The organism is Pseudarthrobacter sp. NPDC058362 (assembly GCF_042723515.1).
GTDB lineage: Bacteria > Actinomycetota > Actinomycetes > Actinomycetales > Micrococcaceae > Arthrobacter.
This window is the reverse complement of sequence record NZ_JBHXIW010000005.1, coordinates 77,235-100,321: the sequence shown is the minus strand read 5'-3', so window position 1 is coordinate 100,321 and position 23,087 is coordinate 77,235. Positions and strand designations below refer to the sequence as shown.

25 protein-coding genes are annotated in these 23,087 nt (G+C 68.1%); 20 read left to right on the top strand and 5 right to left on the bottom strand.

The genetic code is table 11. The features are described from left to right. The first annotated feature begins 15 nt into the window (after positions 1–15). The 9 genes from pcaH to ACFWIX_RS11650 are packed head-to-tail and all read left to right on the top strand — an operon-like array spanning position 16 to position 7,587. Positions 16–885, top strand: coding sequence for a protocatechuate 3,4-dioxygenase subunit beta (gene pcaH / locus ACFWIX_RS11690; RefSeq protein ID WP_377216290.1), 870 nt, complete (start codon positions 16–18; stop codon positions 883–885). Then, positions 878–1,432: a protocatechuate 3,4-dioxygenase subunit alpha gene (gene pcaG / locus ACFWIX_RS11685; protein ID WP_377216289.1), complete on the top strand. Its 555-nt coding sequence runs from the start codon at positions 878–880 to the stop codon at positions 1,430–1,432. The genes pcaH and pcaG overlap by 8 nt, the downstream gene beginning before the upstream one ends. After that, positions 1,429–2,937: a lyase family protein gene (locus ACFWIX_RS11680; RefSeq protein ID WP_377216288.1), complete on the top strand. Its 1,509-nt coding sequence runs from the start codon at positions 1,429–1,431 to the stop codon at positions 2,935–2,937. Before pcaG ends, ACFWIX_RS11680 begins: the two co-directional genes overlap by 4 nt. Further along, entirely contained in the window at positions 2,930–3,748 is an 819-nt protein-coding gene (locus ACFWIX_RS11675) for an alpha/beta fold hydrolase (RefSeq protein WP_377216287.1), read from the top strand. The genes ACFWIX_RS11680 and ACFWIX_RS11675 overlap by 8 nt, the downstream gene beginning before the upstream one ends. Continuing rightward, positions 3,745–4,173 carry a 4-carboxymuconolactone decarboxylase gene (gene pcaC, locus ACFWIX_RS11670; protein ID WP_377216286.1) on the top strand — a complete coding sequence of 143 codons (429 nt, stop codon included), beginning with the start codon at positions 3,745–3,747 and terminating at the stop codon, positions 4,171–4,173. The genes ACFWIX_RS11675 and pcaC overlap by 4 nt, the downstream gene beginning before the upstream one ends. Further along, positions 4,170–5,369: a thiolase family protein gene (locus ACFWIX_RS11665; RefSeq protein ID WP_377216285.1), complete on the top strand. Its 1,200-nt coding sequence runs from the start codon at positions 4,170–4,172 to the stop codon at positions 5,367–5,369. Before pcaC ends, ACFWIX_RS11665 begins: the two co-directional genes overlap by 4 nt. 2 nt (positions 5,370–5,371) lie before the next feature. Continuing rightward, complete coding sequence (locus ACFWIX_RS11660; protein WP_377216284.1) at positions 5,372–6,061, top strand: 3-oxoacid CoA-transferase subunit A; 690 nt, start codon at positions 5,372–5,374, stop codon at positions 6,059–6,061. A gap of 1 nt (position 6,062) precedes the next feature. After that, positions 6,063–6,752 (top strand): 3-oxoacid CoA-transferase subunit B, encoded by a 690-nt coding sequence (locus tag ACFWIX_RS11655; RefSeq protein ID WP_377216283.1) that lies wholly within the window; start codon positions 6,063–6,065, stop codon positions 6,750–6,752. A gap of 31 nt (positions 6,753–6,783) precedes the next feature. Then, positions 6,784–7,587: an IclR family transcriptional regulator C-terminal domain-containing protein gene (locus ACFWIX_RS11650; RefSeq protein ID WP_377216282.1), complete on the top strand. Its 804-nt coding sequence runs from the start codon at positions 6,784–6,786 to the stop codon at positions 7,585–7,587. Here ACFWIX_RS11650 and ACFWIX_RS11645 read toward each other — a convergent pair. Next, complete coding sequence (locus tag ACFWIX_RS11645; RefSeq protein ID WP_377216281.1) at positions 7,571–10,006, bottom strand: EAL domain-containing protein; 2,436 nt, start codon at positions 10,004–10,006, stop codon at positions 7,571–7,573. The two genes, ACFWIX_RS11650 and ACFWIX_RS11645, sit on opposite strands and share 17 nt — an antisense overlap. Positions 10,007–10,276: 270 nt before the next feature. Here ACFWIX_RS11645 and ACFWIX_RS11640 point away from each other — a divergent pair, with 270 nt between their 5' ends. The 6 genes from ACFWIX_RS11640 (at position 10,277) to ACFWIX_RS11615 (ending at position 16,107) form a co-directional block, all read left to right on the top strand. Then, positions 10,277–11,446 (top strand): Re/Si-specific NAD(P)(+) transhydrogenase subunit alpha, encoded by a 1,170-nt coding sequence (locus tag ACFWIX_RS11640; RefSeq protein WP_377216280.1) that lies wholly within the window; start codon positions 10,277–10,279, stop codon positions 11,444–11,446. Beyond that, on the top strand, positions 11,446–11,751 hold the full coding sequence (locus tag ACFWIX_RS11635) for an NAD(P) transhydrogenase subunit alpha (RefSeq protein ID WP_377216279.1): 306 nt from the start codon (positions 11,446–11,448) through the stop codon (positions 11,749–11,751). The genes ACFWIX_RS11640 and ACFWIX_RS11635 overlap by 1 nt, the downstream gene beginning before the upstream one ends. Further along, positions 11,748–13,121: an NAD(P)(+) transhydrogenase (Re/Si-specific) subunit beta gene (locus ACFWIX_RS11630; RefSeq protein WP_377216278.1), complete on the top strand. Its 1,374-nt coding sequence runs from the start codon at positions 11,748–11,750 to the stop codon at positions 13,119–13,121. Before ACFWIX_RS11635 ends, ACFWIX_RS11630 begins: the two co-directional genes overlap by 4 nt. Before the next feature lie 9 nt (positions 13,122–13,130). Continuing rightward, the gene (locus tag ACFWIX_RS11625; RefSeq protein WP_377216277.1) at positions 13,131–14,051 is read left to right on the top strand and encodes a diacylglycerol/lipid kinase family protein; all 921 of its coding nucleotides are present in this window, start codon (positions 13,131–13,133) and stop codon (positions 14,049–14,051) included. 14 nt (positions 14,052–14,065) lie between these two features. Next, on the top strand, positions 14,066–14,809 hold the full coding sequence (locus ACFWIX_RS11620; protein WP_377216276.1) for an IclR family transcriptional regulator: 744 nt from the start codon (positions 14,066–14,068) through the stop codon (positions 14,807–14,809). Positions 14,810–14,919: 110 nt separating this feature from the next. Continuing rightward, positions 14,920–16,107 carry a 4-hydroxybenzoate 3-monooxygenase gene (locus tag ACFWIX_RS11615; RefSeq protein ID WP_377216275.1) on the top strand — a complete coding sequence of 396 codons (1,188 nt, stop codon included), beginning with the start codon at positions 14,920–14,922 and terminating at the stop codon, positions 16,105–16,107. Between the two features lie 10 nt (positions 16,108–16,117). Here the strand turns inward: ACFWIX_RS11615 and ACFWIX_RS11610 are convergent, their stop codons facing one another. Then, positions 16,118–16,621 (bottom strand): GNAT family N-acetyltransferase, encoded by a 504-nt coding sequence (locus ACFWIX_RS11610; RefSeq protein ID WP_377216274.1) that lies wholly within the window; start codon positions 16,619–16,621, stop codon positions 16,118–16,120. Between the two features lie 177 nt (positions 16,622–16,798). Here ACFWIX_RS11610 and ACFWIX_RS11605 point away from each other — a divergent pair, with 177 nt between their 5' ends. The 3 genes from ACFWIX_RS11605 to ACFWIX_RS11595 all read left to right on the top strand — a co-directional run bounded on the left by ACFWIX_RS11605 (position 16,799) and on the right by ACFWIX_RS11595 (position 18,569). Next, the gene (locus ACFWIX_RS11605) at positions 16,799–17,302 is read left to right on the top strand and encodes a MarR family winged helix-turn-helix transcriptional regulator (protein ID WP_377216273.1); all 504 of its coding nucleotides are present in this window, start codon (positions 16,799–16,801) and stop codon (positions 17,300–17,302) included. Positions 17,303–17,376: 74 nt separating this feature from the next. Further along, positions 17,377–17,661 carry a hypothetical protein gene (locus ACFWIX_RS11600; protein WP_377216272.1) on the top strand — a complete coding sequence of 95 codons (285 nt, stop codon included), beginning with the start codon at positions 17,377–17,379 and terminating at the stop codon, positions 17,659–17,661. Next, positions 17,658–18,569 (top strand): serine/threonine-protein kinase, encoded by a 912-nt coding sequence (locus tag ACFWIX_RS11595; protein ID WP_377216271.1) that lies wholly within the window; start codon positions 17,658–17,660, stop codon positions 18,567–18,569. Before ACFWIX_RS11600 ends, ACFWIX_RS11595 begins: the two co-directional genes overlap by 4 nt. On the opposite strand, the gene ACFWIX_RS11590 is transcribed toward ACFWIX_RS11595, so the two are convergent. Further along, entirely contained in the window at positions 18,566–19,240 is a 675-nt protein-coding gene (locus ACFWIX_RS11590) for a histidine phosphatase family protein (RefSeq protein ID WP_377216270.1), read from the bottom strand. The genes ACFWIX_RS11595 and ACFWIX_RS11590 overlap by 4 nt on opposite strands. A 108-nt stretch (positions 19,241–19,348) precedes the next feature. Then, positions 19,349–20,788: an adenylosuccinate lyase gene (purB, locus tag ACFWIX_RS11585; protein WP_377216269.1), complete on the bottom strand. Its 1,440-nt coding sequence runs from the start codon at positions 20,786–20,788 to the stop codon at positions 19,349–19,351. A 154-nt stretch (positions 20,789–20,942) separates the two neighbouring features. On the opposite strand from purB, the gene ACFWIX_RS11580 reads away from it, so the two are divergent. Beyond that, a complete protein-coding gene (locus ACFWIX_RS11580; protein ID WP_377216268.1) occupies positions 20,943–21,257 on the top strand; it encodes a hypothetical protein in 315 nt (104 codons plus the stop codon). Continuing rightward, positions 21,257–22,663, top strand: coding sequence for a hypothetical protein (locus ACFWIX_RS11575; protein WP_377216267.1), 1,407 nt, complete (start codon positions 21,257–21,259; stop codon positions 22,661–22,663). The genes ACFWIX_RS11580 and ACFWIX_RS11575 overlap by 1 nt, the downstream gene beginning before the upstream one ends. On the opposite strand, the gene ACFWIX_RS11570 is transcribed toward ACFWIX_RS11575, so the two are convergent. Further along, positions 22,611–23,036, bottom strand: coding sequence for a phage holin family protein (locus tag ACFWIX_RS11570; RefSeq protein WP_377216266.1), 426 nt, complete (start codon positions 23,034–23,036; stop codon positions 22,611–22,613). The two genes, ACFWIX_RS11575 and ACFWIX_RS11570, sit on opposite strands and share 53 nt — an antisense overlap. Positions 23,037–23,087: the final 51 nt, after the last annotated feature.

Here is a 23,087-nt window from a genome sequence, read left to right as displayed (position 1 = left end):
AGAAAGGAGCCAGCCGTGCCGGAAGAGACCAACGCCGAATCAGAGGAGCTCGTGCCTCCCGCCGAACCCAAGGCAGGCCACGCACCCCTCGACGCCGCCGCAGAGGGCCAGGCGGACCTCAGCGCCGAGATGGCCGCCCTCGGCGAAGCGTACGCCCAGGCCGTCAAGGACGGAGCTGCCGTGGAGACGCAGCCACGGCTGGACTACGCCCCCTACCGCAGCAGCATCCTGCGGCACCCCACCAAGAGCCTGCACCATGCGGACCCGGAGACCATCGAGCTGTACTCCCCGGCCTTCGGCCACCAGGACGTGCATGCGCTGGAATCGGACCTGACCATCCAGCACAATGGCGAACCGCTCGGCGAACGTATCATCGTCACCGGCCGCGTCCTGGACGGCGACGGCCGCCCGGTGGCCGGTCAGCTGGTGGAGATATGGCAGGCCAACTCCGCGGGCCGCTACATCCACAAGCGCGACCAGCACCCGGCGCCGCTGGACCCCAACTTCACCGGCGTGGGCCGCTGCATCACCGGCCCGGACGGCTCCTACCGGTTCACCACCATCAAGCCCGGCGCCTACCCGTGGAAGAACCACCTGAACGCGTGGCGTCCGGCGCACATCCACTTCTCGTTATTCGGCACCGAGTTCACCCAGCGCATCGTGACCCAGATGTACTTCCCGGGGGACCAGCTGTTCCCGCTGGACCCCATCTACCAGTCCATCGTGGACCAGGACGCGCGCGACCGGCTGGTGGCCAGCTACGACCACAGCCTCACCAGCCCCGAGTGGGCGCTGGGCTACAACTGGGACATCGTCCTGACCGGCCCCAAGCGGACCTGGACCGAGAATGAAGCGATGGGAGCAGACGGAGATGACCATGAATAAGCTCGTCCCCACCCCCGGCCAGACCGTGGGCCCCTTCTACGGCTACGCGCTGCCATTCGCCAAGGACAGCGAACTGCTGGCGCCCGGTTCGCCCGGCTCCATCCGCCTCCAGGGCACCGTGTATGACGGCGCCGGCCAGCCCATCCCGGACGCCATCCTGGAAATTTGGCAGCCGGACGCCGAGGGCAAGGTGGTCCAGCGCACCGGTTCCCTGGTTCGCGACGGTTACACGTTCACCGGCTGGGGCCGTTCTGCCGTGGGCAACACGGGACAGTTCACCTTCACTACGGTCAACCCCGGCCCTACCGAGCCGGGCGCGGCGCCGTTCATCTCGGTGGCCGTCTTTGCCCGCGGCCTGATGAACCGCCTGTTCACCAGGGTGTACCTGCCGGAGGACCAGGCCGCCCTGGCCAAGGACCCGCTGCTCTCATCGCTGGAGCCGGAGCGGCGCAGCACGCTGATTGCGCGCCGCGGCGCCGACGGCGGCCTCACCTGGGACATCCGCCTGCAGGGCGAGGGCGAAACAGTCTTCCTGGACTTCCAGTGAGCCAGTCAGCCGGCGCGGGTGGCGCCTTTCCGGGAACGTTCGACGCCGGCCTGCTCAGTCCCGTCTCCGCCTCACCCGTGGTGGCGGCGCTGACAGGCGACGGCGCGGTACTCGCGGCGATCCTCGCCGTCGAGTCCGGCTGGGCTGCCGTCCTCGAAAAGGCGGGCCTGGCCCCTGCCGGTTCTGCCGCCGTCGTCAGCACAGCCGCTGAACCCGGCCGCTACGACGCAGCGGATATCGCCCGGCGCGCACAGGGCGGGGGCAACCCCGTCATCCCGCTGCTGGCAGACCTGCGGAAGAACGTGGCCGCGCTGGACCATGCGGGCATTGGGGCAGCGAAGGCCGTGCACACGTCGCTGACCAGCCAGGATGTCCTGGACACGGCACTCATGCTGCTGGCCCGGAACACCGTGGAGGCGGTGCTGGGGGACCTCAAAGGCACGACGGCGGCGCTCGCCGCCCTGGCCGGGCAGCATGCGGACACGCTGTGCGTCGGCAGGAGCCTGACCCAGCATTCCCTGCCCTACACCTTCGGGCTGCGGGCTGCGCAGTGGTTCCACGGCGTGGCCGCCGCCGGTCGTCAGCTCGCCGGGCTGCAGTTTCCCGTGCAGTTGGGCGGGGCCGCGGGAACGCTTGCCGCCGCGACGGTCCTCACCGCGGACGCCCCGGCCGGCCCGTTCAACCCGGCCACGCCGTTCAACCCGGCCACCCCGTTCAGCCTGGCCGACGGACTGGCTGCGCAGCTGGGCCTGGCGCCCGCGCCGGGACCGTGGCACACCAACCGGCTGCCCGTCACCGCACTTGGCCACGCCCTGGCCTCCGTGCTGGACGCGCTCAGCAAGATCGCCGCGGACGTGCTCTTCCTGAGCCGGCCCGAGGTAGCCGAGGCAGCGGAGCCGCGGGCTGCCGGCCGTGGCGTGTCCTCCGCGATGCCACAGAAGCAGAACCCGGTCCTGTCCGTCCTGGTCCGCAGCGCGGCGCTGCAGGCTCCCGGGCTGGCCGCCCAGCTGCACCTTGCGGCCGCGAACTTCAACGACGAACGCCCCGACGGCGCATGGCACACCGAATGGCCCGCTCTCCGGCAGCTGCTCGCCCTCACGCTGGGCGCTGCAGGCCACGCCCGGGAGCTGGCCGAAGGCCTGCGGGTGTTCCCGGACGCCATGCGCCGCAACCTGGACCTGGCCGGGCCGCTGCTGCTGGCCGAAGGCGTGAGCGCGGCCGTGGCCCCGCTGCTTCCGGAACGGGACGGCCTGAACGGCAGGCAGCAGCTCCAGGCCGTGGTCGACCGGACCCTGGAAGCCCCGCCCGCAGAGCAGCCGGCTACCTACCGCAGGCTGCTGCGCGACGCCGTCCCGGCCGACACCTTCACGGACCTGCGGCTCGCCGAACTCCTGGATCCGGCCAGCTACCTTGGCCAGTCGCCGGAGATCGCGCGGCGCATCCTGGCAGCCTATCCCGACTTTGCCCCATCCAGCACCGACCCGAACGGAGCCAACCGTGGTTAAGCCCGCACTGAAAGCCGCCCTGCTGTCTCCCCAGCGCCCCCTCGGTGAGCACCCCCTGCTGGTGGCTGGCCCATCCCTGGGCACGTCCACCCTCCTGTGGAACCGGGCTGCCTCCCTGCTGGGCAACGATTACGACGTGGTCGCGTGGGACCTGCCCGGCCACGGTGTCTCGCCTGCTGCGGCCGAGACCTTCGACGTCGCCGACCTGGCCGGTGCCGTGGTGGACCTGGTGGATTCCATCGCACCGGGTGCGGACTTCCACTACGCCGGCGTCTCCCTGGGCGGGGCCACCGGCCTGCAGCTGGGCATCAAGCACGGGGAACGCCTCAGGAGCCTGTCCGTGCAGTGCAGCGGAGCCAAAATCGGCACCCCGGAGGCCTGGCTCGAACGCGCCGAAACCGTACGTACGCAGGGGACGGCCGTGATGATCCAGGGTTCCGCCGAGCGCTGGTTCGCCCCCGGTTTCATGGACCGCGAGCCGGACTTCAGCAGCCGCCTCCTGCATTCCCTGCGCGACGCCGACCGTTTCAGCTACGCGTTCTGCTGCGAGGCCCTGGCAGCCTTTGACGTGCGCAGCGAACTGGGCAGCATCCGCGTCCCCACGCAGATCATTGCCGGCGCCCTGGACGGGGTGGCGCCGCCGTCGATGGCCGAAGAGGTGGCGTCCGGAATCACCGCGGGCGGCGGCACCGCCACGGCCGTGAGCCTTGAGGGCGTGGCGCACCTTGCCCCGGCCGAGGCACCGGCGCACGTTGCGGACCTGATGCGCAGCCTCATTTCCTGGGCCGAAACGAACGGAGAACAGGCGTGAGCGCCGGCGACCCGCGCCACGGCGTCGTACAGCCGGGGGCCACCAGCCAGGAAATCTACGACGGCGGCATGGCCGTCAGGCGCGAAGTGCTGGGCGACGCCCACGTTGACCGGGCCAACGCCAGCAAGGACGGGTTCACCGAGGACTTCCAGGACATGATCACCAGGATCGCCTGGGGCGGAATCTGGACCCGGCCCGGACTGTCCCGCCAGATGCGCTCCGCCGTGACCCTGACGGCCATGGTGGCGCACGGGCACTGGGAAGAGCTGGCCATGCACGTCCGCGCAGCACTCCGCAACGGCCTGACCCGGGACGAGATCAAGGAAATCCTCCTCCAGACCGCCATCTACTGCGGCGTCCCCTCAGCCAACACCGCCTTCAAAACCGCCCAGCAAGTGTTTCGAGAAATGGACACCACCCCATGAACCAGGCTTTTGTGTACGACGCCGTGCGCACCCCGTTCGGCAAGTTCGGCTCCGGACTGGCTGCGGTCCGCCCGGACGACCTGGCCGCGCACGTGATCAAAGAGTCCGTGAAGCGCGCCCCCGCACTGGACCCGGAGCGGATCGATGAAGTGGTCTTCGGCAACGCCAACGGCGCCGGCGAGGAGAACCGCAACATCGCCCGCATGGGCACGCTCCTGGCCGGACTGCCGGTCTCCATTCCCGGGACCACGGTCAACAGGCTCTGCGGCTCTTCGCTGGACGCTGCCATCATCGCGTCCCGCCAGATCAATGCGGGCGACGCGGACCTGATGCTGGTGGGCGGCGCCGAATCGATGTCCCGCGCGCCCTGGGTGCTGCCCAAGACGGAGAAGCCCTACCCGGCCGGGGACATGACACTGGCCTCCACCACTTTGGGCTGGCGCCTGGTGAACAAGGCGATGCCCCAGGACTGGACCATCTCCCTGGGCGAGGCCACCGAGCGGCTCCGCGAAAAGTACGGCGTCACCCGTGAGGCCCAGGACGAATTCGCCGCCAACTCCCACAGCCTCTCCGCCGCCGCCTGGGACGAGGGGTTCTATGACAACCTTGTGGCTCCGGTGCCGGGCACGGACCTGGTGCGGGACGAGGGCATCCGCCCCGGTTCCTCTGCGGAGAAGCTTGCTGGCCTCAAGACCGTGTTCCGCGCGGAAAACGGCACCGTCACCGCGGGCAACGCGTCCCCGCTGTCCGACGGCGCCTCCGCGGCCTGGATTGGATCCGAGGCTGCCGCCGGGGTGCTCGGGCTGGACCCGCTCGCCCGGATCGCTGGCCGTGGAGCGCACGCGAACGATCCGCAGTATTTCGGCTACGCCCCGGTGGAGGCGGCGAACAAGGCCCTCGCAAAGGCGGGCATCGGCTGGGACCAGGTGGGCGCCGTCGAACTTAACGAAGCGTTTGCCGCGCAGTCCCTGGCCTGCCTCAACGCCTGGGGCATCGACCACTCGATCGTGAACCGGCACGGCGGCGCGATCGCCATGGGCCACCCGCTCGGTGCGTCCGGGACCCGGATCCTGGGTACCCTGGCCCGCTCGCTGCAGGCCTCCGGGGAACGCTGGGGTATCGCGGCCATTTGCATTGGCGTGGGCCAGGGCCTGGCCGTCGTCCTCGAAAACGTAACTGCCGGAGTGAAGGGCTAAAGATGCTGAATTTCATTGACACTGTTGGCGAGGCCGTGGCCGGGATCAAGGACGGCTCCACCGTGATGATCGGCGGTTTCGGCAACGCCGGGCAGCCGTTCGAGCTGATCGACGCGCTGATGGAGTGCGGCGCCACGGACCTGACCGTCGTCAACAACAACGCCGGCCAGGGCGACCAGGGCCTGGCCTTGCTCATCAAGGAGGGCCGGGTGAAGAAGATGATCTGCTCCTTCCCGCGGCAGTCCGACTCTTGGCACTTCGACGCCAAGTACAAGGCCGGCGAAATCGAGCTCGAGCTCGTCCCGCAGGGCAACCTCGCCGAGCGAATCCGCGCGGCCGGTGCCGGGATCGGCGGGTTCTTCACGCCCACCGGTTACGGCACCATGCTCGCCGAGGGCAAGGAAACCCGCATCATCGACGGCCGGGGCCAGGTCTTCGAGACGCCCATCCACGCCGATGTCGCCCTGATCAAGGCGCTCAAGGCGGACGGCAAGGGCAACCTGGTCTACCGCAAGACCGCCCGGAATTTCGGTCCGATCATGGCCGCCGCCGCGAAGCACACCATCGTGCAGGTTTCCGAAATCGTGCCCACCGGAGCGCTGGACCCGGAAAACGTGGTCACCCCGGGGATTTACGTCAACACCATCGTCCAGGTGGCCGGCAGCGGCGCCACGGCAGAAAAGGCGGCCTGAAATGACCATCCAGTCCAACAAACTGTCCCTCCAGACCTCCGATACCCCGCTGGGCCGTGACGACCTGGCCCGCCTGGTGGCCCGTGACATCGCCCCGGGCTCGTTCGTGAACCTCGGCATCGGCCAGCCCACCCTGGTGTCCAACTTCCTCACCGAGGAACAGAACATCACGCTCCACACGGAGAATGGGATGCTCGGCATGGGCCCCGAGGCCAAGGGCGAGGAGATCGACGGCGATCTCATCAACGCCGGCAAGATTCCGGTCACCGAACTCCCGGGCGCCTCGTACTTCCACCACGCGGACTCGTTCGCGATGATGCGCGGCGGGCACCTGGACATCTGCGTCCTGGGCGCATTCCAGGTCTCCGTCACCGGTGACCTCGCCAACTGGCACACCGGCGCACCCGGCGCCATCCCGGCCGTCGGCGGGGCCATGGACCTGGCCACCGGCGCCAAGGACGTCTTCGTGATGATGACCCTCCTGACCCGGGAAGGCGCCTCGAAGATCGTGGAAGCCTGCACCTACCCGCTGACCGGCGTCGGCTGCGTCACCCGCGTCTACACGGACAAGGCCGTCTTCCTCACCGGCCCCGAGGGCGTCACCGTCCGCGAAACCTTCGGCTGCACCCTCGAAGAACTCCAGGAACTGGTGCCTGTACCGCTGAAGCCCGCCGCCGCCGTCGGACGTTAAGGAAAGGCGCCGGGGCCTAGGATTGGTAACCATGACCGACGCTGCCCGTCCAGGAACCCCGCAGGCCAGCGACCAGTACGTCCAGTCGCTGGCGCGCGGCCTGGCGGTGATCCGCGCGTTCGGGGCCGAACACCCGGTCATGACGCTCACTGAAGTGGCGGCGCGGACCGGACTGACGCGTGCCACTGCGCGTCGCTTCCTGCACACCCTGGTGGAGCTCGGCTACGTGCGGACGGACGGCAAGACGTTCGCGCTGACGGCCAGGGTCCTGCAGCTGGGCTATGCGTACCTGTCCGGGCTTTCACTGCCGCAGCTGGCGCAACCGCACCTGGAGGAACTGTCCCTGAAACTGGGGGAGTCCACCTCCGCGGCCGTGCTGGACGGCACCGACATCGCCTACATTGCGCGGGTGACCACGCGGCGGATCATGAACATCGGCATCACCGTGGGGACCCGCTTCCCGGCGTATGCCACGTCGATGGGCCGGGTATTGCTGGCGAACCTGCCGCCGGAGGCACTGGCTGCCTACCTTGAAGCAGCGGACCTCAAACCCCTTACGCCGCGTGCGCTCGGAACCGTCCCCGAACTGCTCGCCGTCCTGGATACCGTCCGCGCGCAGGGCTGGTGCGTGCTGGACCAGGAGCTGGAACTCGGGCTCATGTCCGTGGCGGCGCCGGTGTTTGACGGATCCAAGGTGGTGGCGGCGGTGAACGTGTCCCTGCAGGCGCAGTCCGTGGCGGCGCAGCCGGAGCCTGACGCCTATCTGGCCTCCGTGGCGCAGGAAACCGTGGCCACGGCCAAGCTGATTTCGGCGGACCTCACGGCCCGCGGCTGACCTTCCGCCCGAGGAGCCACGTCGGAACCTCCTCCGCCAGCATGGGCCTCTGCCAATGGTAACCCTGGGCGTACGGCACCCCCAGCCGCCGGAGCTCGGACACCTGCGCTGGGGTTTCGACGCCCTCCGCGATCACATCCAGTCCGTAGCTGCGTGCCGTACCCAGGATCAGTTCGATGAGGGTGGCGCCCTGGGGATTCTCGCCGAGTTCGTCCACGAAGGCCTTGTCGATCTTAAGCACTCGGGCAAAGAGCCAGCGCAGGTAGCTCAGGGACGAGTAGCCGGTCCCGAAATCGTCGATGGAAAGCCGGATCCCCTGCCTGTGGAGCTCCCGCAGCGCCTCCATGGGCAGCTGTGCCTGTTCCATGAGCACGCTTTCCGTGATTTCCAGGCTGATGGAGCCCGGATCGATGCCCGCTTCCCCGACGGCTTGGCGCACCCTCTCCGGGAAGTCCGGGACCGCGAGCTGGCGGACCGAGATGTTCACGCTGATGCCCAGGTTTTCCGCTCCGGGAACGGTCCGGCGCCATGTCGCAGCCTGGCCGAGTGCCCGGCGCAGGATCCACTCGCCGATCGGAACAATCAGGCCGGTCTCCTCCGCAACCGGGATGAACGTCTGCGGGTCGATGGGCCCATGAAGGGCGTGCCGCCAGCGCAGGAGGGCTTCCATGCCCACGGGCTGCTCCGTAGCCAAGTCCACGATGGGCTGGTAGACAACGGTCAGTTCGTTCCGTTCCAGCGCCTGGCGCAGGCCGGACTCAAGGTCCAGCCGCCTGATGCCGCCGTTCTGTGGTTCCAGGTCAAAGATTTCAGCCCGGTCGCCGCCTGCGGCCTTCGCGGCATACATGGCGGTATCGGCGCTGCTAAGCAGCGTTTCGGCGGTATCGCCGGGTTCGGCGCGGGCTATGCCAATGCTGACGTTGAGGTAGATCTTGCGGCCCTGGAGTTCGAAGCCTTCCCGCGTGGCTGCGCGGATCCTTTCTGCCATCCCCAAGGACTGGTCCACGCCCAGGTCTTCGCAAATAACGATGAATTCGTCGCCGCCGAACCGGCCCACGGTGTCCGTGCCGCGGACGTTCGCCCTGATACGTTCGCCCAGCTGGAGGAGGATGCTGTCTCCTGCACCGTGGCCGATTCCGTCGTTCACCAGCTTGAACCGGTCAACGTCCACGAACATCACCACCACCCGCAGGCGACCCCGGTCAAGGAGGCCTTGCAGGACGTTGGCGAGCATGTACCGATTGGGCAGCCCGGTGAGGGCATCGTGGAAGGCCTGGTGTTCCAGGACCTCCTGCGCCCGCTTTTGTCCGGTGATGTCCATGGCAGTGACCAGGAGCCGGGCAGGGCGTCCATCCGGCCCCTCGGCGATCCGGGCTACGCACTGCAGCCAGCGGATTTCTCCGCCCCCGCGGACGATCCTAAATTCGTATTCAGCGTGGCGTTCCCCATTATTGAAGCGGTCGAAAACCGACTCCAGCAGGGCCCGGTCCTGCGGATGAGCGAGGGAGCGGATCTTTTCCCGTGAAGCCTTCTCGCCCGGGCCGAGACCGATCATCCGTGCATACTCCCGGGAATGCCACCACGTTCCCGATCCGTAGTTGTATTCGACCGTTCCCACGTGGGCCAGTTCCTGGGCAGCGAGGAGCCGCTCCCGTTCAGTGTCCGCTTCCATCCGAAGCCGCTTCAGCGCCGTCACGTCGCGGGCAATGACAGACGACCCCACCCGGAACCCGTCCTCATCGTGGACCGGCGAGACCGTCAGGGAAACGTCGATCGGTGACCCGTCCTTGCGCTGCCACCTGGCCTCGATCCCCTGGGTGTGGCTGTTGCGGTCGAAAAAGGCCAGGACGCCGTTGCCGGCCCCATCCTCCGCAGAGCCGGTCATCAGCCTGTGATCCCTCCCCGTCGCCTCGACCGCCGTCCAGCCGAACATCCGGGCGGCCCCAGTATTCCAGCTGGTGACCTTCCCCTTCAGGTCTGTACCGATGATGGCATCTCCTGAGGATTCCACCAGCGCCGCCATTCGACGGAGGACCGCTTCCCGGTGCTTGCGCTGTGAGATGTCCTTGGAAATGATCACCAGCGACCAGTCGCCCGGCAGGCCGTCGTCGAGCATGGAAATGGTGGCGTGGATGGGGAAGCCGTGCCCGTCGCGGTGCCTGACCCAGCACTCGCCGGACCACTCCAGTCCGGACCGCACCATGGCGGCAATTTCCGCGGTCCGGGCATCGGTGCGGTCGATAATGCCCAAGTCGTTGATGCCGGCCCCCAGGACTTCGCCGGCCGGAAAGCCGTAAAGGCGCTCCGACGCCGGATTCCAGTAGCAAATTCGGTAGCCGGCATCCAGCGCTATGACCGACTGCCCGATTTTCTCCAGCAGCCGGGCCTGACGCAGCAGGTCGTCATGGCTTTGTGCCATCCGGTCTTCCTCCCCCAGGAGCGGGCCGCCAGAGGCGACGGCGCGTATTGGTAGTACGCTACGGCCGCCGGTGGCGGGGAACAAGCGGCCGGGCCGCAGTTTTGTCCACGTAGAGGGCCTAAAACGGCCGGAGAAGCCCTCTGCATGGACAAGAACTCCCGGCAAGGGGCGGGGAGCCATAGACTCTAGCCAACCGCGTGCTGCAGTGGCGCCGCCCGCGGATCTTGTGCCGGATGCAGCAGGACATGTGCAGCAGGAAGGGAGTCGCGGGTGAAACTGGGCATACCGCGGGAACGCACGGACGGGGAACGGCGCGTCGCCGCCACTCCGGAGACGGTGAAGCAGCTGGCCGGGCTGGGCCTGGACGTCGTCGTCGAGGCCGGCGCGGGCGAGTTCGCCGGGCATCCGGACCAGGACTACCGCCAGGCCGGCGCGGAGGTGGTCGACGAACTGGAGCCGGGCGCCCTGGACATCCTGGCCCACGTCCGCCCGCTGGATCCGGGCGAAGCCGCCGCGCTGAAACCGGGCGCCGTGACGGTAGGCCTCGCGTCGCCGTCGTCCTCGCTTCCCACGGTGCAGGCGCTCGCGGACGCCGGCGCCACGTCCTTCGCGCTGGAGCTGGTACCGCGCATTTCCCGGGCGCAGTCGATGGACGCGCTCAGCTCCCAGGCGCTGGTGGCCGGCTACCGCTGCGTCCTTGAGGCGGCGATCCGCCTGCCCCGCTTCTTCCCGCTCTACATGACCGCCGCGGGCACGGTTCCCCCGGCGCGGGTCCTGGTCCTCGGCGCCGGGGTGGCCGGCCTCCAGGCGATCGGCACGGCCAAACGGCTGGGCGCCCGAGTCTTCGCCAACGACATACGGCCCGCCTCCGCCGACGAGGTCGCGTCCATGGGCGGTACCTTCATCCGGCTCGACCTGGAGACTGCGGAGGCGGCCGGCGGGTACGCCCGCCAGCTGAGTTCCGACGCCGGCACCCGACAACGCCAGCTGCTGGCACCGCACGTGGCGCAGTCGGACGTATTGATTACGACGGCGGCGGTCCCCGGCCGCCCGGCGCCCCGCCTCGTGACGCGCGAAATGGTACAGGGCATGCGCCCAGGATCGGTCGTCATCGACCTCGCCGCGGAGTCCGGCGGCAACGTGGAAGGCTCCGTGCCCGGGCAGGACATCCTGGTCCCCACCGCGGACGGCTCCGGCTATGTCACCCTGGTGGGCCTGAAGGACCCGGCGTCGGCCATGGCCGCGGATGCCTCCCGGTTGTATGCCAAGAACGTTGCCAACCTGCTGGCCCTGCTGGTCAGGGATGGCTCGCTAACACTGGATTTCGACGACGACGTGGTAGCTGGCGCGTGTCTTACCCACGGCGGCGCGGTGCGGCACCAGCCCACTGCCGAGCTGTTGGCGCCGCGCCTCGAGACCCGGCAGGAAGGGGTGCAGTGATGGACGGGATGAGCCTGCTGACTATTACGGTCCTGGCGGTCTTTGTGGGTTTTGAGGTGGTGTCCAAGGTCTCGAGCACCCTGCACACACCGTTGATGTCAGGCGCCAACGCCATCCACGGCATCATCCTGGTGGGCGCCATCATCGTGGCCGGCCAGGCAACGGACCTCTGGGTCCTGGGGGTGGCGCTGCTGGCCGTGGTGCTGGCAACAGCCAACCTGGTGGGCGGGTTCGTGGTCACGGACCGGATGCTGCACATGTTCCGGAGCAGGCAATCAGCCGCACCGAAGGGGGACAGCAAATGAGCATCCTGGACCCGGTGTGGACCTCGCTCCTGTACCTCGTTGCCGCCGTCTTCTTCATCCTGGCGCTGCGGGGCCTCAGCTCGCCGCGGACCGCCCGCCGCGGAAACCTGATAGGCGCCCTCGGTGCCGTGGTCGGCGTGGTGACGGTGTTCCTGTCCGCCCGGTTGGACAACATTCCGTGGATCCTGGCGGCCATCGCCCTGGGAAGTGCAGTGGCAGCACCCGTTGCGCGCCGGGTGAAGATGACCCAGATGCCCCAGCTTGTGGCGCTGTTCAATGGCGTGGGCGGCGGTGCGGCAGCGCTGGTGGCCCTGCTGGAGCTCGCCCACACGGACAATCCATGGGTGCGCCTGGCCATCGTCTTCACGCTGCTGGTGGGTGCCGTGTCCTTCGCCGGCTCCGGCGTCACGTTCGCCAAGCTGCAGGAACTGATGACCACCCGCCCCGTCGTTTTCCCCGGCCTTCCCGTGGTGATGGCGCTGGTGCTGCTCGCGGCGGTGGGCTCCGCCGTCGGAATCATCATGACGGGATCCCTGGCCCTCGCGGTGGGCCTGCTGCTCCTGGGCCTGGCTGCCGGCGTCCTGCTGGTGCTCCCCGTGGGCGGCGCGGACGTTCCCATTGTCATCTCGCTGCTGAACGCATTCACCGGCCTGGCCGTCGCGGCGTCCGGCGTGGTGCTCGGCAACGTCCTCCTCGTGGTGGCCGGCACGCTGGTAGGCGCCTCGGGTACCATCCTTACCCGGGCCATGGCCGCGGCGATGGGACGCAGCGTTGCGGGCATCCTGTTCGGGGCTTTCCGCGGCGGTTCGACGGCGGGATCCACCGCCGTGAGCGACCGTCCCGTCAGGTCCTCCAGCGCGGAGGACGTGGCGGTGCTGCTGGGCTACGCGCAGCGGGTGATCATCGTGCCGGGGTACGGCCTGGCGGTGGCGCAGGGGCAGCATACGGCGGCGGAACTGGCGCAGGCGCTGGAGGCGCGGGGCATCGAGGTGGACTTTGCCATCCATCCGGTGGCCGGCCGCATGCCCGGCCATATGAATGTGCTGCTGGCCGAGGCCAATGTGCCGTATGAGTCACTGAAGGAAATGGGGGAGATCAACCGGGCCTTCAAGACCGCGGACGTGGCGCTGGTGGTTGGTGCCAACGACGTGGTGAATCCGGCGGCCAAGACGTCCTCGGGTTCGCCGATCTACGGCATGCCCATCCTTGAGGTGTCCGAGGCCAGGCAGGTGGTGTTCCTCAAACGCTCCATGCGGCCGGGCTTCGCCGGAATCGAGAACGACCTCCTGTACGAGCCGCAGACGTCCCTGCTTTTCGGGGACGCCAAGGACTCGCTGGCGCAGGTCCTGGGCGCGGTCAAGGCACTGTAGGCTGGCGCCATGACTGCCACGAACTCCACATCGCCCCCGCGCGCCGCCATCATCGTCAACCCCGCCAAGCCGGTGGACATCGACGTGCGCGGCCTGGTGGCCAAGCACTGCGTGGAGAACGGGTGGGGCGAGGCCATCTGGCTCGAAACCACCAAGGAAGACCCGGGCGTCGGCCAGGCCAGGGAGGCGCTGGCGCAGGGGGCCGACCTGGTGATCGCCGCCGGCGGCGACGGGACCGTGCGGTGCGTGGCCGAAGTCCTGGCCGGCGGGGACACTCCGATGGGCCTACTTCCGCTGGGCACCGGCAACCTCCTGGCCCGGAACCTGGGCATGGATGTGACGGATTACGACGGCGCCATGGCCGGCGCGCTGACCGGCACCGAGCGCAGGATCGACGTTGTCCGGGCCCGCCGCAGCAACCCGGACCAGGAACAGATGTTCCTGGTGATGGCCGGGGTAGGGTACGACGCCACGATCATGGCGGACACGAATGAGGACCTCAAGGACAAGGTGGGCTGGCTGGCCTACGTGGACGCCGGGATCCGGAACCTTCCCGGCAAGCCGGTGAAGGCCACCGTGGTGGTGGACGGCAGGACCGTGGTGCGGCGGGGCGTCCGGAGCGTCATGGTGGGTAACTGCGGCAAGGTCCAGGGAGGCCTCGAGATCTTCCCGGATGCCAAGATCGACGACGGCCTGCTGGACGTCGCCGTCCTGGCCCCCCACCACGGCAAGTTGGGCTGGCTGTCGGTGCTGGCCGGGATCGTGGGCAAGGGGCGCAACCGCGATACGGCGGTGGAGTACTTCCAGGGCAAGTCAGTGGAGATCACCCTGGAGCACAACGACGACTATCAGTTGGACGGGGACCACGAGGGCGAAGGCAAGCACGTCCTGATGACGATGGACCCCGGTGCCCTGACCCTCCGCATGTAGCGGGGACCGGCGCAATGGCGAACTCACCCTCCGGCGACTCGGTGGTGGACAGGATCGTCCGGCTGATCTCCGCTTTTCCGGAGGACGTGAACACGTTGCAGCTCTCGGAACTCGCGGCCCGCGCGGATCTTCCCCTGGCCACCACCCACCGGCTGGTGCGGCAACTGACTGCCCACGGCCTGCTCGAGTCCGCGCCGGGCGGCGTGGTTCGGCCGGGACTGCGGCTGTGGGAGCTCGTCAACCGCGCGTCCCCCACCCTTGCACTCCGCCAGGCGGCCATGCCGTTTATGGAGGACATCCAGCAGGTGCTGAACCAGAACGTGAACCTGGCGGTGCTGGACGGTTGGGATGCGCTGTTCGTCGAACGGCTGTCCAGGCGGGGTTCGGTGGCCAACCGTGCCCGGGTTGCAGGACGGATGCCGTTGCACATCACCTCCGCCGGCCTGGCCCTCATGGCCTACCAGGAGAAGGGCCTGCAGGCCGACTACCTCGCCCAGTTCACCGATCCGGAGGGCCGCCTCAGCCGGGACGACCTGCGCGCCCTGCTCAGCGCGACGTCGCAGCAGGGTTTCGCGCAGCTCAAGGGCGTGGTTGATCCGGATACGTGGGGCATCGCCGTCCCCGTGCTTAACCCTCGCCGCCGCGCTGTGGCGGCGCTCGGCGTCGTGGTTCCCCTTCAGGAGATGTCACTGCAGGCGTTGGTTCCGGCGCTCCAGACTGCCGCGCGCGGGATTGCCAGGCAGCTCGGCGAGACGTAAAAGATTTCGTTGAATGGAAAGGTGCTGTCAGCGGGGCACGGCACCGGCGCACACTGGACGCAGACCCCACGGCCGTGGAACCCGGCCCCGCAACGAAGCGAGAAGAAGCCATGCCCCGCAAGATTATCTCCACCCAAGTGGCCATCATGGGTGCCGGTCCCGCCGGCCTCATGCTCTCCCACCTGCTGGCCAAGGCCGGCATCGAATCCACCGTCATCGAGGTGCGCAGCCACCAAGAAATCTCGGAAACCGTCCGGGCCGGCATCCTGGAACACGGCACCGTGAACCTGCTGGTGGACAGCGGGGTCTCGGACCGCGTGCTGCGGGACGGTGACCGCCACGACGGCATCGAGTTGCGGTTCAACGGCGAGAGCCACCGGATCGACTTCAAGGACCTGGTGGGGGAGTCGGTGTGGCTGTACCCGCAGACGGACGTGTTCATGGATCTCGCCGCGCGGCGGAAGGATGACGGCGGCGACGTCCGCTACAGCGTTACGGACACCACCGTCCACGACCTTGAGGGCAGGCCGAAGGTGTGGTTCACCGATGCTGACGGCGTCGAGTTCGAAATCCAGGCTGACTTCCTGGTGGGCGCGGACGGTTCCCGCAGCCACTGCCGGTTCCAGATTCCGGAGGCCAACCGCAAGTGGTACTTCCACGAGTACCCCTTCGCCTGGTTCGGAATCCTCGCGCAGGCGCCGCGCAGCTCCGATGAGCTCATCTACGCCAACTCCGCGGACGGCTTCGCCCTGATCAGCCAGCGGACGCACACGGTGCAGCGGATGTACTTCCAGTGCGATCCGAAGGAGAACGTGGCGGACTGGGACGATGACCGGATCTGGGCCGAATTCCGCCGCCGTGTCAACGGCAACGGCTTCGAAATGAAGGAAGGCCCGGTCCTGGAGAAGATGGTGCTCCCGTTCCGCAGCTTCGTCCACACCCCCATGCGTTACGGCAACCTGTTCCTGGCCGGCGACGCGGCGCACACCGTTCCGCCTACCGGCGCCAAGGGCCTGAACCTGGCCATCCACGACGTCAAGGTACTGTTCGAGGGACTCGACAGCCACTACAACAGCGGCTCGGACCGGCTCCTGGAAACCTACAGCGACCGCGCGCTGGAGAGGGTCTGGAAGGCGCAGCAGTTCTCCTACTGGATGACCACCATGCTACACACTCCGGCCGACGCGGATGACTTTTCCCGCGCCCGACAGCTGGGGGAGCTGCACTCGGTGGTGTCCTCCCGCCACGGCAGGGCCTACCTTGCCGAGGCCTACACCGGTTGGCCGGGCGCCCAGTAAACGGGTTGGCTTAGGCCATGGCCGTGTGTGCCGCGCTGTGGCAGTCGATGCTCTTGGCGTAGCAGGCGGAGTGTTCCATGCCGATATAGGGTCCGAAGTTGGGTACCGGGTCAAAGCCGGAACTGGCGTAGAAATTGCGCCCGTCCGCCTGGGCAGACCCGGCCTCGGCCAGGATGCGCGTGATGCCCTGCCGGAACGCCTCTGCCTCCAGCGCTGCCAGGATGGAGCCGGCAACACCTGAGCCGCGGGTGTAGGGCACCACGTAGAGCCGCTTGATCTCCGCCGTCGCCTGATCCAGCAGCCGGAGGCCGCCGCAGCCCACGGGCTGTCCGGAGCCTTTGTCGTATGCCACCAGGAATACTGCACAGTCGGCGGCCGACGGCGGCGTGCCGGCTTCGTGGTCCGGGGTGCCGAAGCGGGCGTCCAGTTCCGCCTGCTGTGCCCTGCGCAGATCCGCGCCCACCGGGTTGGTCCAAGCCACCTGCCGGATGTTGAGTCTGGGGTTTGTCTGCATGGGGCCTCGATTCGCCGAAGGGGTATGCATCCCAAGGCTAAGAGGGGCCGGTTACGCGGGTGTTACTGGGTCGTAAGCGATGGGATAACAGCCCGGGCAGCCCGAACTGTCGCTCGGAAGTGGCCGCGAGTCAAGTTTCTCGGTGGCCTAGTTATCAGGTGGCCTAAGATGTTCTGCATGGCTGCATCGGTGAATGAAGGTTCGGGGTACTGGTACGGGCAGGGCGGGCAACTGGACAACAGTGCCGCGATCCTGAAGTCACTGCGTGACTACCGGAGCGCCGAGACGGCCGTGCGACGGTCCACCCGCGACTCTATGGGCATGGGCGAGACCGACATCCTGGCCCTCCGCTACCTGCTTCGGGCCCAGGCGTCCGGACGGTCCGTGGTTCCCAAGGACCTTAGCCGGTTCCTTGGCATCACCAGCGCCTCCACCACTTCGCTGATTGACCGGCTGGTGGCCAGCGGCCACGTCCGGCGCGAGGCGCACCCCACCGACCGTCGCTCGGTAGTGGTGGTCCCCACGGTGGAATCGGACAAGGAAGTGCGGGTCACGCTGGGTGCCATGCACCGCCGCATGATGGCCGTTGCCGAGAGCCTTAGCGCTGATGAAGCTCGAGTGGTGGTGGACTTCCTCCGCCGCATGACCAAGGCCCTGGAAGAAGTTTCCGAGGAGAAGTAGCTAGGCGGACTAGCTAGTGCGACTAGTAATATGTATGCTTACGATCAGTCCTGAGTTTACATCCAGATGGAGTCGTGAGCATTTTGGTTACCTTCGCAGAGTTTTCACCGTCGAATTCTTTCGCCGGCATGCCAACGACAGACGCCGGCCCCATGCACTGCGGCGAGCCCATGGAACTGGTGGTTCCGGCCGTCGGACCGCAGGCCGTGGAATACAGCTTCGAACCGGAAGATGGCGTGCCCGTCCACCTTCCCCCGGTGTGGCGCTGCAGCTGCGGCTTTCAGCTGGACGCTGGGGCCGCCGCGCCTGAGTCGCTGCTGCAGCCCGCGTCCCCCTACGAATCCGCACTCTGCGCGTGAGCACCCCGACTCTCGCCATGCCCGGCAGCCCTGCCGCGCCCAGCAGCCCCGCTGCGCCGGCCACCTCCCCTGCCCCCATCGGCAGGCACGCCGGCGGGCAGGCGAACGACGCCATCCTCGCAGGCCGCTATGAATTGCGGGAACGCGTGGGCCGGGGTTCTGCCGCCGAGGTCTACCGAGCCGTGGACCTGACCGGGGGACCGGATGCTGCCGTGAAGATCGCGGTGGCGGTCGAGCCCAAGCACCGCAACGTGATCCTAAACGAAGCGGCGGTGCTTGCCACCCTGGATCACCCCTCCATCATCCGCTTCATCGCCTCCGGAACCACCCCGGAGCGCGGCACCCACGCCGGCCGCCCCTACCTGGTGGAAGAGCTTGCGCTCGGCGAGAACCTGTCCCGGGTCGTGTCGCGGGGGCGCTGCCCGGAAGCAGAGCTGGCGGCCTGGGCGTACTGCCTGTTCGAGGCGCTCGCCCACCTGCACTCCCACGGGCTGGTCCACAGGGACATCAAGCCCTCCAATCTGATGCTCAGCGGACTTCGCCGCAGCCCCGTCCGGATCATCGACTTCGGCATCACCGCCCGTGCGGGAGCCTCCCCGGAACCCGGCATCTCCTCCGGGACCGTGCACTACATGAGCCCGGAACAGGCCTCCGGCGGCGCGGCGCAGACTTCGTGGGATATCTACTCCATGGGCCTGGTGCTCCTGGAACTGCACACCGGCGACAAGGCCTTCCCGGGAACTGCCGTGGAGTCGCTCGTGGCACGGACTTTCCGCAGCCCCCACGTCCCCGATTCGCTGGGTCCGGAGTGGCAGTCATTCCTCCGTTCCCTGACGGCCATGGACAGCGCGGAACGGCCGACGGCGGAACAGGCCGCTGCGATGGCCGCGCGCCTTATGCGTCGCTAGGGCCGTGCACCGCGCCCTGCCGGGTCCTCGGCGGTGGGGTCGGCCAGTGCGAGTCCGCCGACGGGGCTGCCATCCCAATGAATGAGCTTCCAGCCGCTGTCAGGGTCACCTTCGAGTGCCACGATTCCGGTGTTGGCCAGAATGTGCCGGGCGGCGAATTCGTGGTCCACGTCCCTGGCCCGGCTACCGGCCCACGTGCGGATGGCCGCACCGTGGCTGACCACGGCGGCCGCGGCCTCCTCCCGGTCCGCAGCGCGTTCGGCCACCTGCGCAATGGCGGCATCGAAGCGGCCAAAGAACTCGTGGCCGTCCGGCCCGGCAGGCATCCTGCGATCGAGTTCGCCGGCGGCCCAGGAAAACACGGTTCCCAGGTAGCGGCGGATGGATTCATGGTCCGTCAGCATTTCCAGGGCGCCCGCTTCAATCTCCTGCACGCCCTCCAGTACCTTAACGTCCAGATTGTGCAGCCGGCCCAGCGGGGCAGCGGTCATCCGCGTCCGGACCAGCGTGGAGGAGTAGAGGGCACCAATCGGCTCGTGCGCCAGGGAACGCGCCATCGCCTCGGCCTGCCGCACGCCGAGCTCGGTCAGTCCGGGGCCGGGATGGGCGGTGTCCAGCTGGCCCAGGACATTGCCGGGGGTCTGGCCGTGCCGGATGAGGAGGAGCTTCATCCTCCCAGTTTCGCACCCGGCCTGCCCAAACTTCGCCGCGTCAACACGAAGGCGCCGGACCCCGAAGAGCCCGGCGCCGCCGTCGTACGCTGTAGTGCGGGCAGCCGCCTACCTGAGGTGGTCCACCAACTGGTCCGCGATGCCCGTGTACTTGCCCGGGGTGAGCGCCAGCAGGCGCGCCTCGGCCTCGGGCGAGAGGCCCAGGCCCTGGACGAATTCCTGCATGCGGGCCGCGTCCACGCGCTGGCCGCGGGTCAGGTCCTTGAGGCGCTCGTACGGGTTCTCCATGCCTTCGACGCCGGCAATCGCCTCGGCGCGCATGACCATCTGGATCGCCTCGCCCAGCACTTCCCAGTTGGTATCCAGGTCCCCGGCCAGGACGTCTTCCGCAACGTCCAGCCGCTCCAGGCCCTTGGCCACGTTGGAGATGGCCAGCAGGGAGTGGCCGAACGCCACGCCGATGTTGCGTTGGCTGGAGGAGTCCGTGAGGTCGCGCTGCCAGCGGGAGGTGACCAGGGTGGAACCCAGCACGTCCAGCAGGCCGGAGGAGATTTCCAGGTTGGCTTCGGCGTTCTCGAAGCGGATGGGGTTCACCTTGTGCGGCATGGTGGAAGAACCCGTGGCGCCCGCCACCGGGATCTGCGCGAAGTAGCCGATGGAAATGTAGCTCCAGATGTCCGTGCAGACGTTGTGCAGGATGCGGTTGAAGCGTGCCACGTCTGCATAGAGCTCAGCCTGCCAGTCGTGGCTTTCGATCTGGGTGGTCAGCGGGTTCCAGGTGAGCCCGAGGCCCTCGACGAAGGACTTCGAAACCTGCTGCCAGTCGGCTGTGGGGACCGATGCGACGTGCGCGGCGTAGGTTCCGGTGGCGCCGTTGATCTTGCCCAGGTACTCAGTCCTGGCGATCCGGTCCAGCTGGCGGTTCAGCCGGTGCGCGACGACGGCCAGTTCCTTGCCCAGCGTGGTGGGCGTGGCGGGCTGGCCGTGGGTGCGGGAAAGCATCGGGACTGAACGGTTGTCCTCCGCCATCTTGCTGATCTGGGCCACGAGACTGCGGGCTGCCGGAAGCCACACGTCCTCCACAGCCCCCTTGACGCCCAGTGCGTAGGACAGGTTGTTGATGTCCTCGGAGGTGCAGCCGAAGTGGACCATGGCGGTCAGATTTTCGATGCCGATGCCCGTAAGTCGCCTGCCGATGTAGTACTCCACGGCCTTCACGTCGTGGACCGTCACGGCCTCAATTTCGGCGAGTTCGGCCACGGATGCGGCGTCGAATTCGGTGACGATCGCACGCAGCTGCTCCTGCTGTTCCGCGCTCAGGGGTCCGGCGCCGGGAAGGACGTTGTTGCTGGTCAGGTGGATGAGCCACTCGACCTCGACGGCCACGCGGTCCCGGTTCAGGGCGGCCTCGGACAGGTAATCGACCAGCGGCGCCACGGCGGCCTGGTAACGGCCGTCCAGCGGGCCCAGCGCGATTTGTTCCGGGGACGCGGCGAGGGCCAGGCGTCCTGAGGGCGTACGGGTGTCGGTGGCGGCAGTTTGAGGCATGTGCTGATTCTTTCATGAACTCCCGCGGCCCTCTAAGCCCGGCAGCTGCGTTACTTGGCCGCTGGCCGGTTATCCACATAGCCGACGACGGCGCTTACCACTGTTCCGGGGCTTGCCTAGGGTGGTGCCCGGGAACGCAGTAAAGGGGGAAGTGATGGGCAACGACCTGCTGGAGGGCATCGGGAGTGAAGTTCCGCGGGCGCTGGAACGCGCGGCGGAACTGGAGCAGCTGGCGCGCCGCCTGGACGTGTGTGCCGGCAGGGTGGCGGAGGTATTGCGGCGGTGCGCGGACGTGCAGCTGTACAACTGGCGGTCTCCTGCGGGCAACGCGTACCGGGAAAGAGCGGCCGGTCATGCCGCGGTGCTGCGCGGCTCGTTGAACGGGCTTGCGGAGGCGGGAATTGCCCTCAGGTCCCGCGCCCGTGAAGAGCCGGAGGGAACGGCCGGTTCCCCGCTCCGGTTGCGCTGATGAGGGCATCGGATCCCGGGGACGACTCCCTTCGGATCTATGGGCCGGCCCGGGATGGCAGCCTGGTGGTCAGGGGCGGAACCAGCGGCATCACCGTCCAGTTGGAGGAACTGACGGACGGCGCGGAAAAGCTGGATGTCCTCGCTGCGGAGCTGCTGGCCGTGCGGGACGAGACGGGGCGGATCCTGCAGGAATTCTGCTGGCTGGAGCGCCTTCCGTCATGGTCGCTGTTGCCCGCCGCGCAGGCAATGCGCGGGGCGCAGGGGCACATAGGCCGCGCTGCGGCTGACATGGCGGGCACCAGCGGGCGGATCAGGGACTGTATCCGGGACTACCGGTTCGCCGAAATGGCAACTGAATCGCGTCGCGTGCTGGGGTTCCTCACCCTTGATGAGGTATGGCTGGGCCTGAAGAACGCCGCTGTCACCCTGAGGCCGGACCGGGACGGCATGGACCGGTCTCCGGCCGCGTGGCTTCCCGCGGGGGCGGCAGGACTCGTCTCGGAGTGGACGCAGGCGGCAGGCGGCGCCCCTCCGGTCTGGCTCTCCCGGCCCATCGAGCTGCGGAAGGCCGAGACCGTTCCCATCCAGCTCGATGCCACTCCGGCAGGCCTCCTGGCACGGATCCGCGCCATCGAGGCGCGGGGTGCCGGCTACATCGAAATCATCGAGGTACAGAACGGGGGCCGGAAGGCATTCGTTGTGGTGGTGCCGGGGACCCAGTCGCTTGCCGTCGGCCAGGAAAATCCTTTTGATCTCGGCGGCATCCATGAATCCATGGCCTGGGACTCCGGCCACGTCACGGCTGCCACCCTGCAGGCCCTGCGGGCCGCCGGCGCGCAGGAGGGTGATCCGGTTGCCGTGGTGGGCTACAGCCAGGGCGGGATCCATGCCATGAACTTCGCGGCGGACCCCGAGGTCCTGAAGGAGTTTGACGTCCGCTACGTCCTTACGGCTGGCTCGCCGGTAGGGCGGATCCAGCCGGGCGCCGGGGTGGAGTCACTGCACCTGGAGCACCAGGCGGACGGAGTGCCCGGAGGGGAGGGGGCCGTCAACCCGGATACCGGCCGCCGCGTGACGGTCACGCTGACCAATGACGTGTCAGCCTATGAGCGGGGTGCGCTGGGGCCGGGCCACGCATTGGCCAACTACGAAGACGGCGCCCGCGCAGTGTCCAACAGCGCAGATCCTGCACTTGCGGCCTCCTCCGCCGTGCTCACCGGTGTCCTGGGTGCAGGAGGCACGGCAACGGCGACGCGGTTTTCCCTGACCAGGACGCACCTGCAGACCGGAAAACCGTTCCGTGCCTTCTCTCCCCAAGTGCACCGCTCAGGTGCCGGCGGCGGCTCAGGTGTCAGCGGCGGCCTGCACCAGCAAGCCGCCCGGTCACCAGGGAGATCAGGGTGATGATGATGGCCGCCAGCACAGCGGTCCAGAAAAAGGAGTCAATGGTGAACTTCACCGGTGTGTAGCTGCTGATCCAGGCCGTCAGGTAGAGCATGGCCGCGTTGATCACGATGGTGAACAGGCCGAGGGTGAGGATGGTGATGGGAAGTGCCAGGAAGCTCACCAGGGGTCGGACGAGGGCGTTGACCACTCCGAAGATCGCCCCGATGAACAGGTAGGCCAGAACCACACCCGTGGTCTCACTTCCCTGGGTAACCCCGGTCTTTGCCACGGCTTCCGAGGCGGCGGAGGTGGTGATGTCCAGTCCCGGCAGCAGCCAGCTGGCAACCCAGAGGGCGGCAGCGTTGATGATGACCCGAAGGATGATGCGCATGCTCTAATGCTGTCACAGGCCGTGGGAGGCAGCGGTGAAACCACCGCTGCC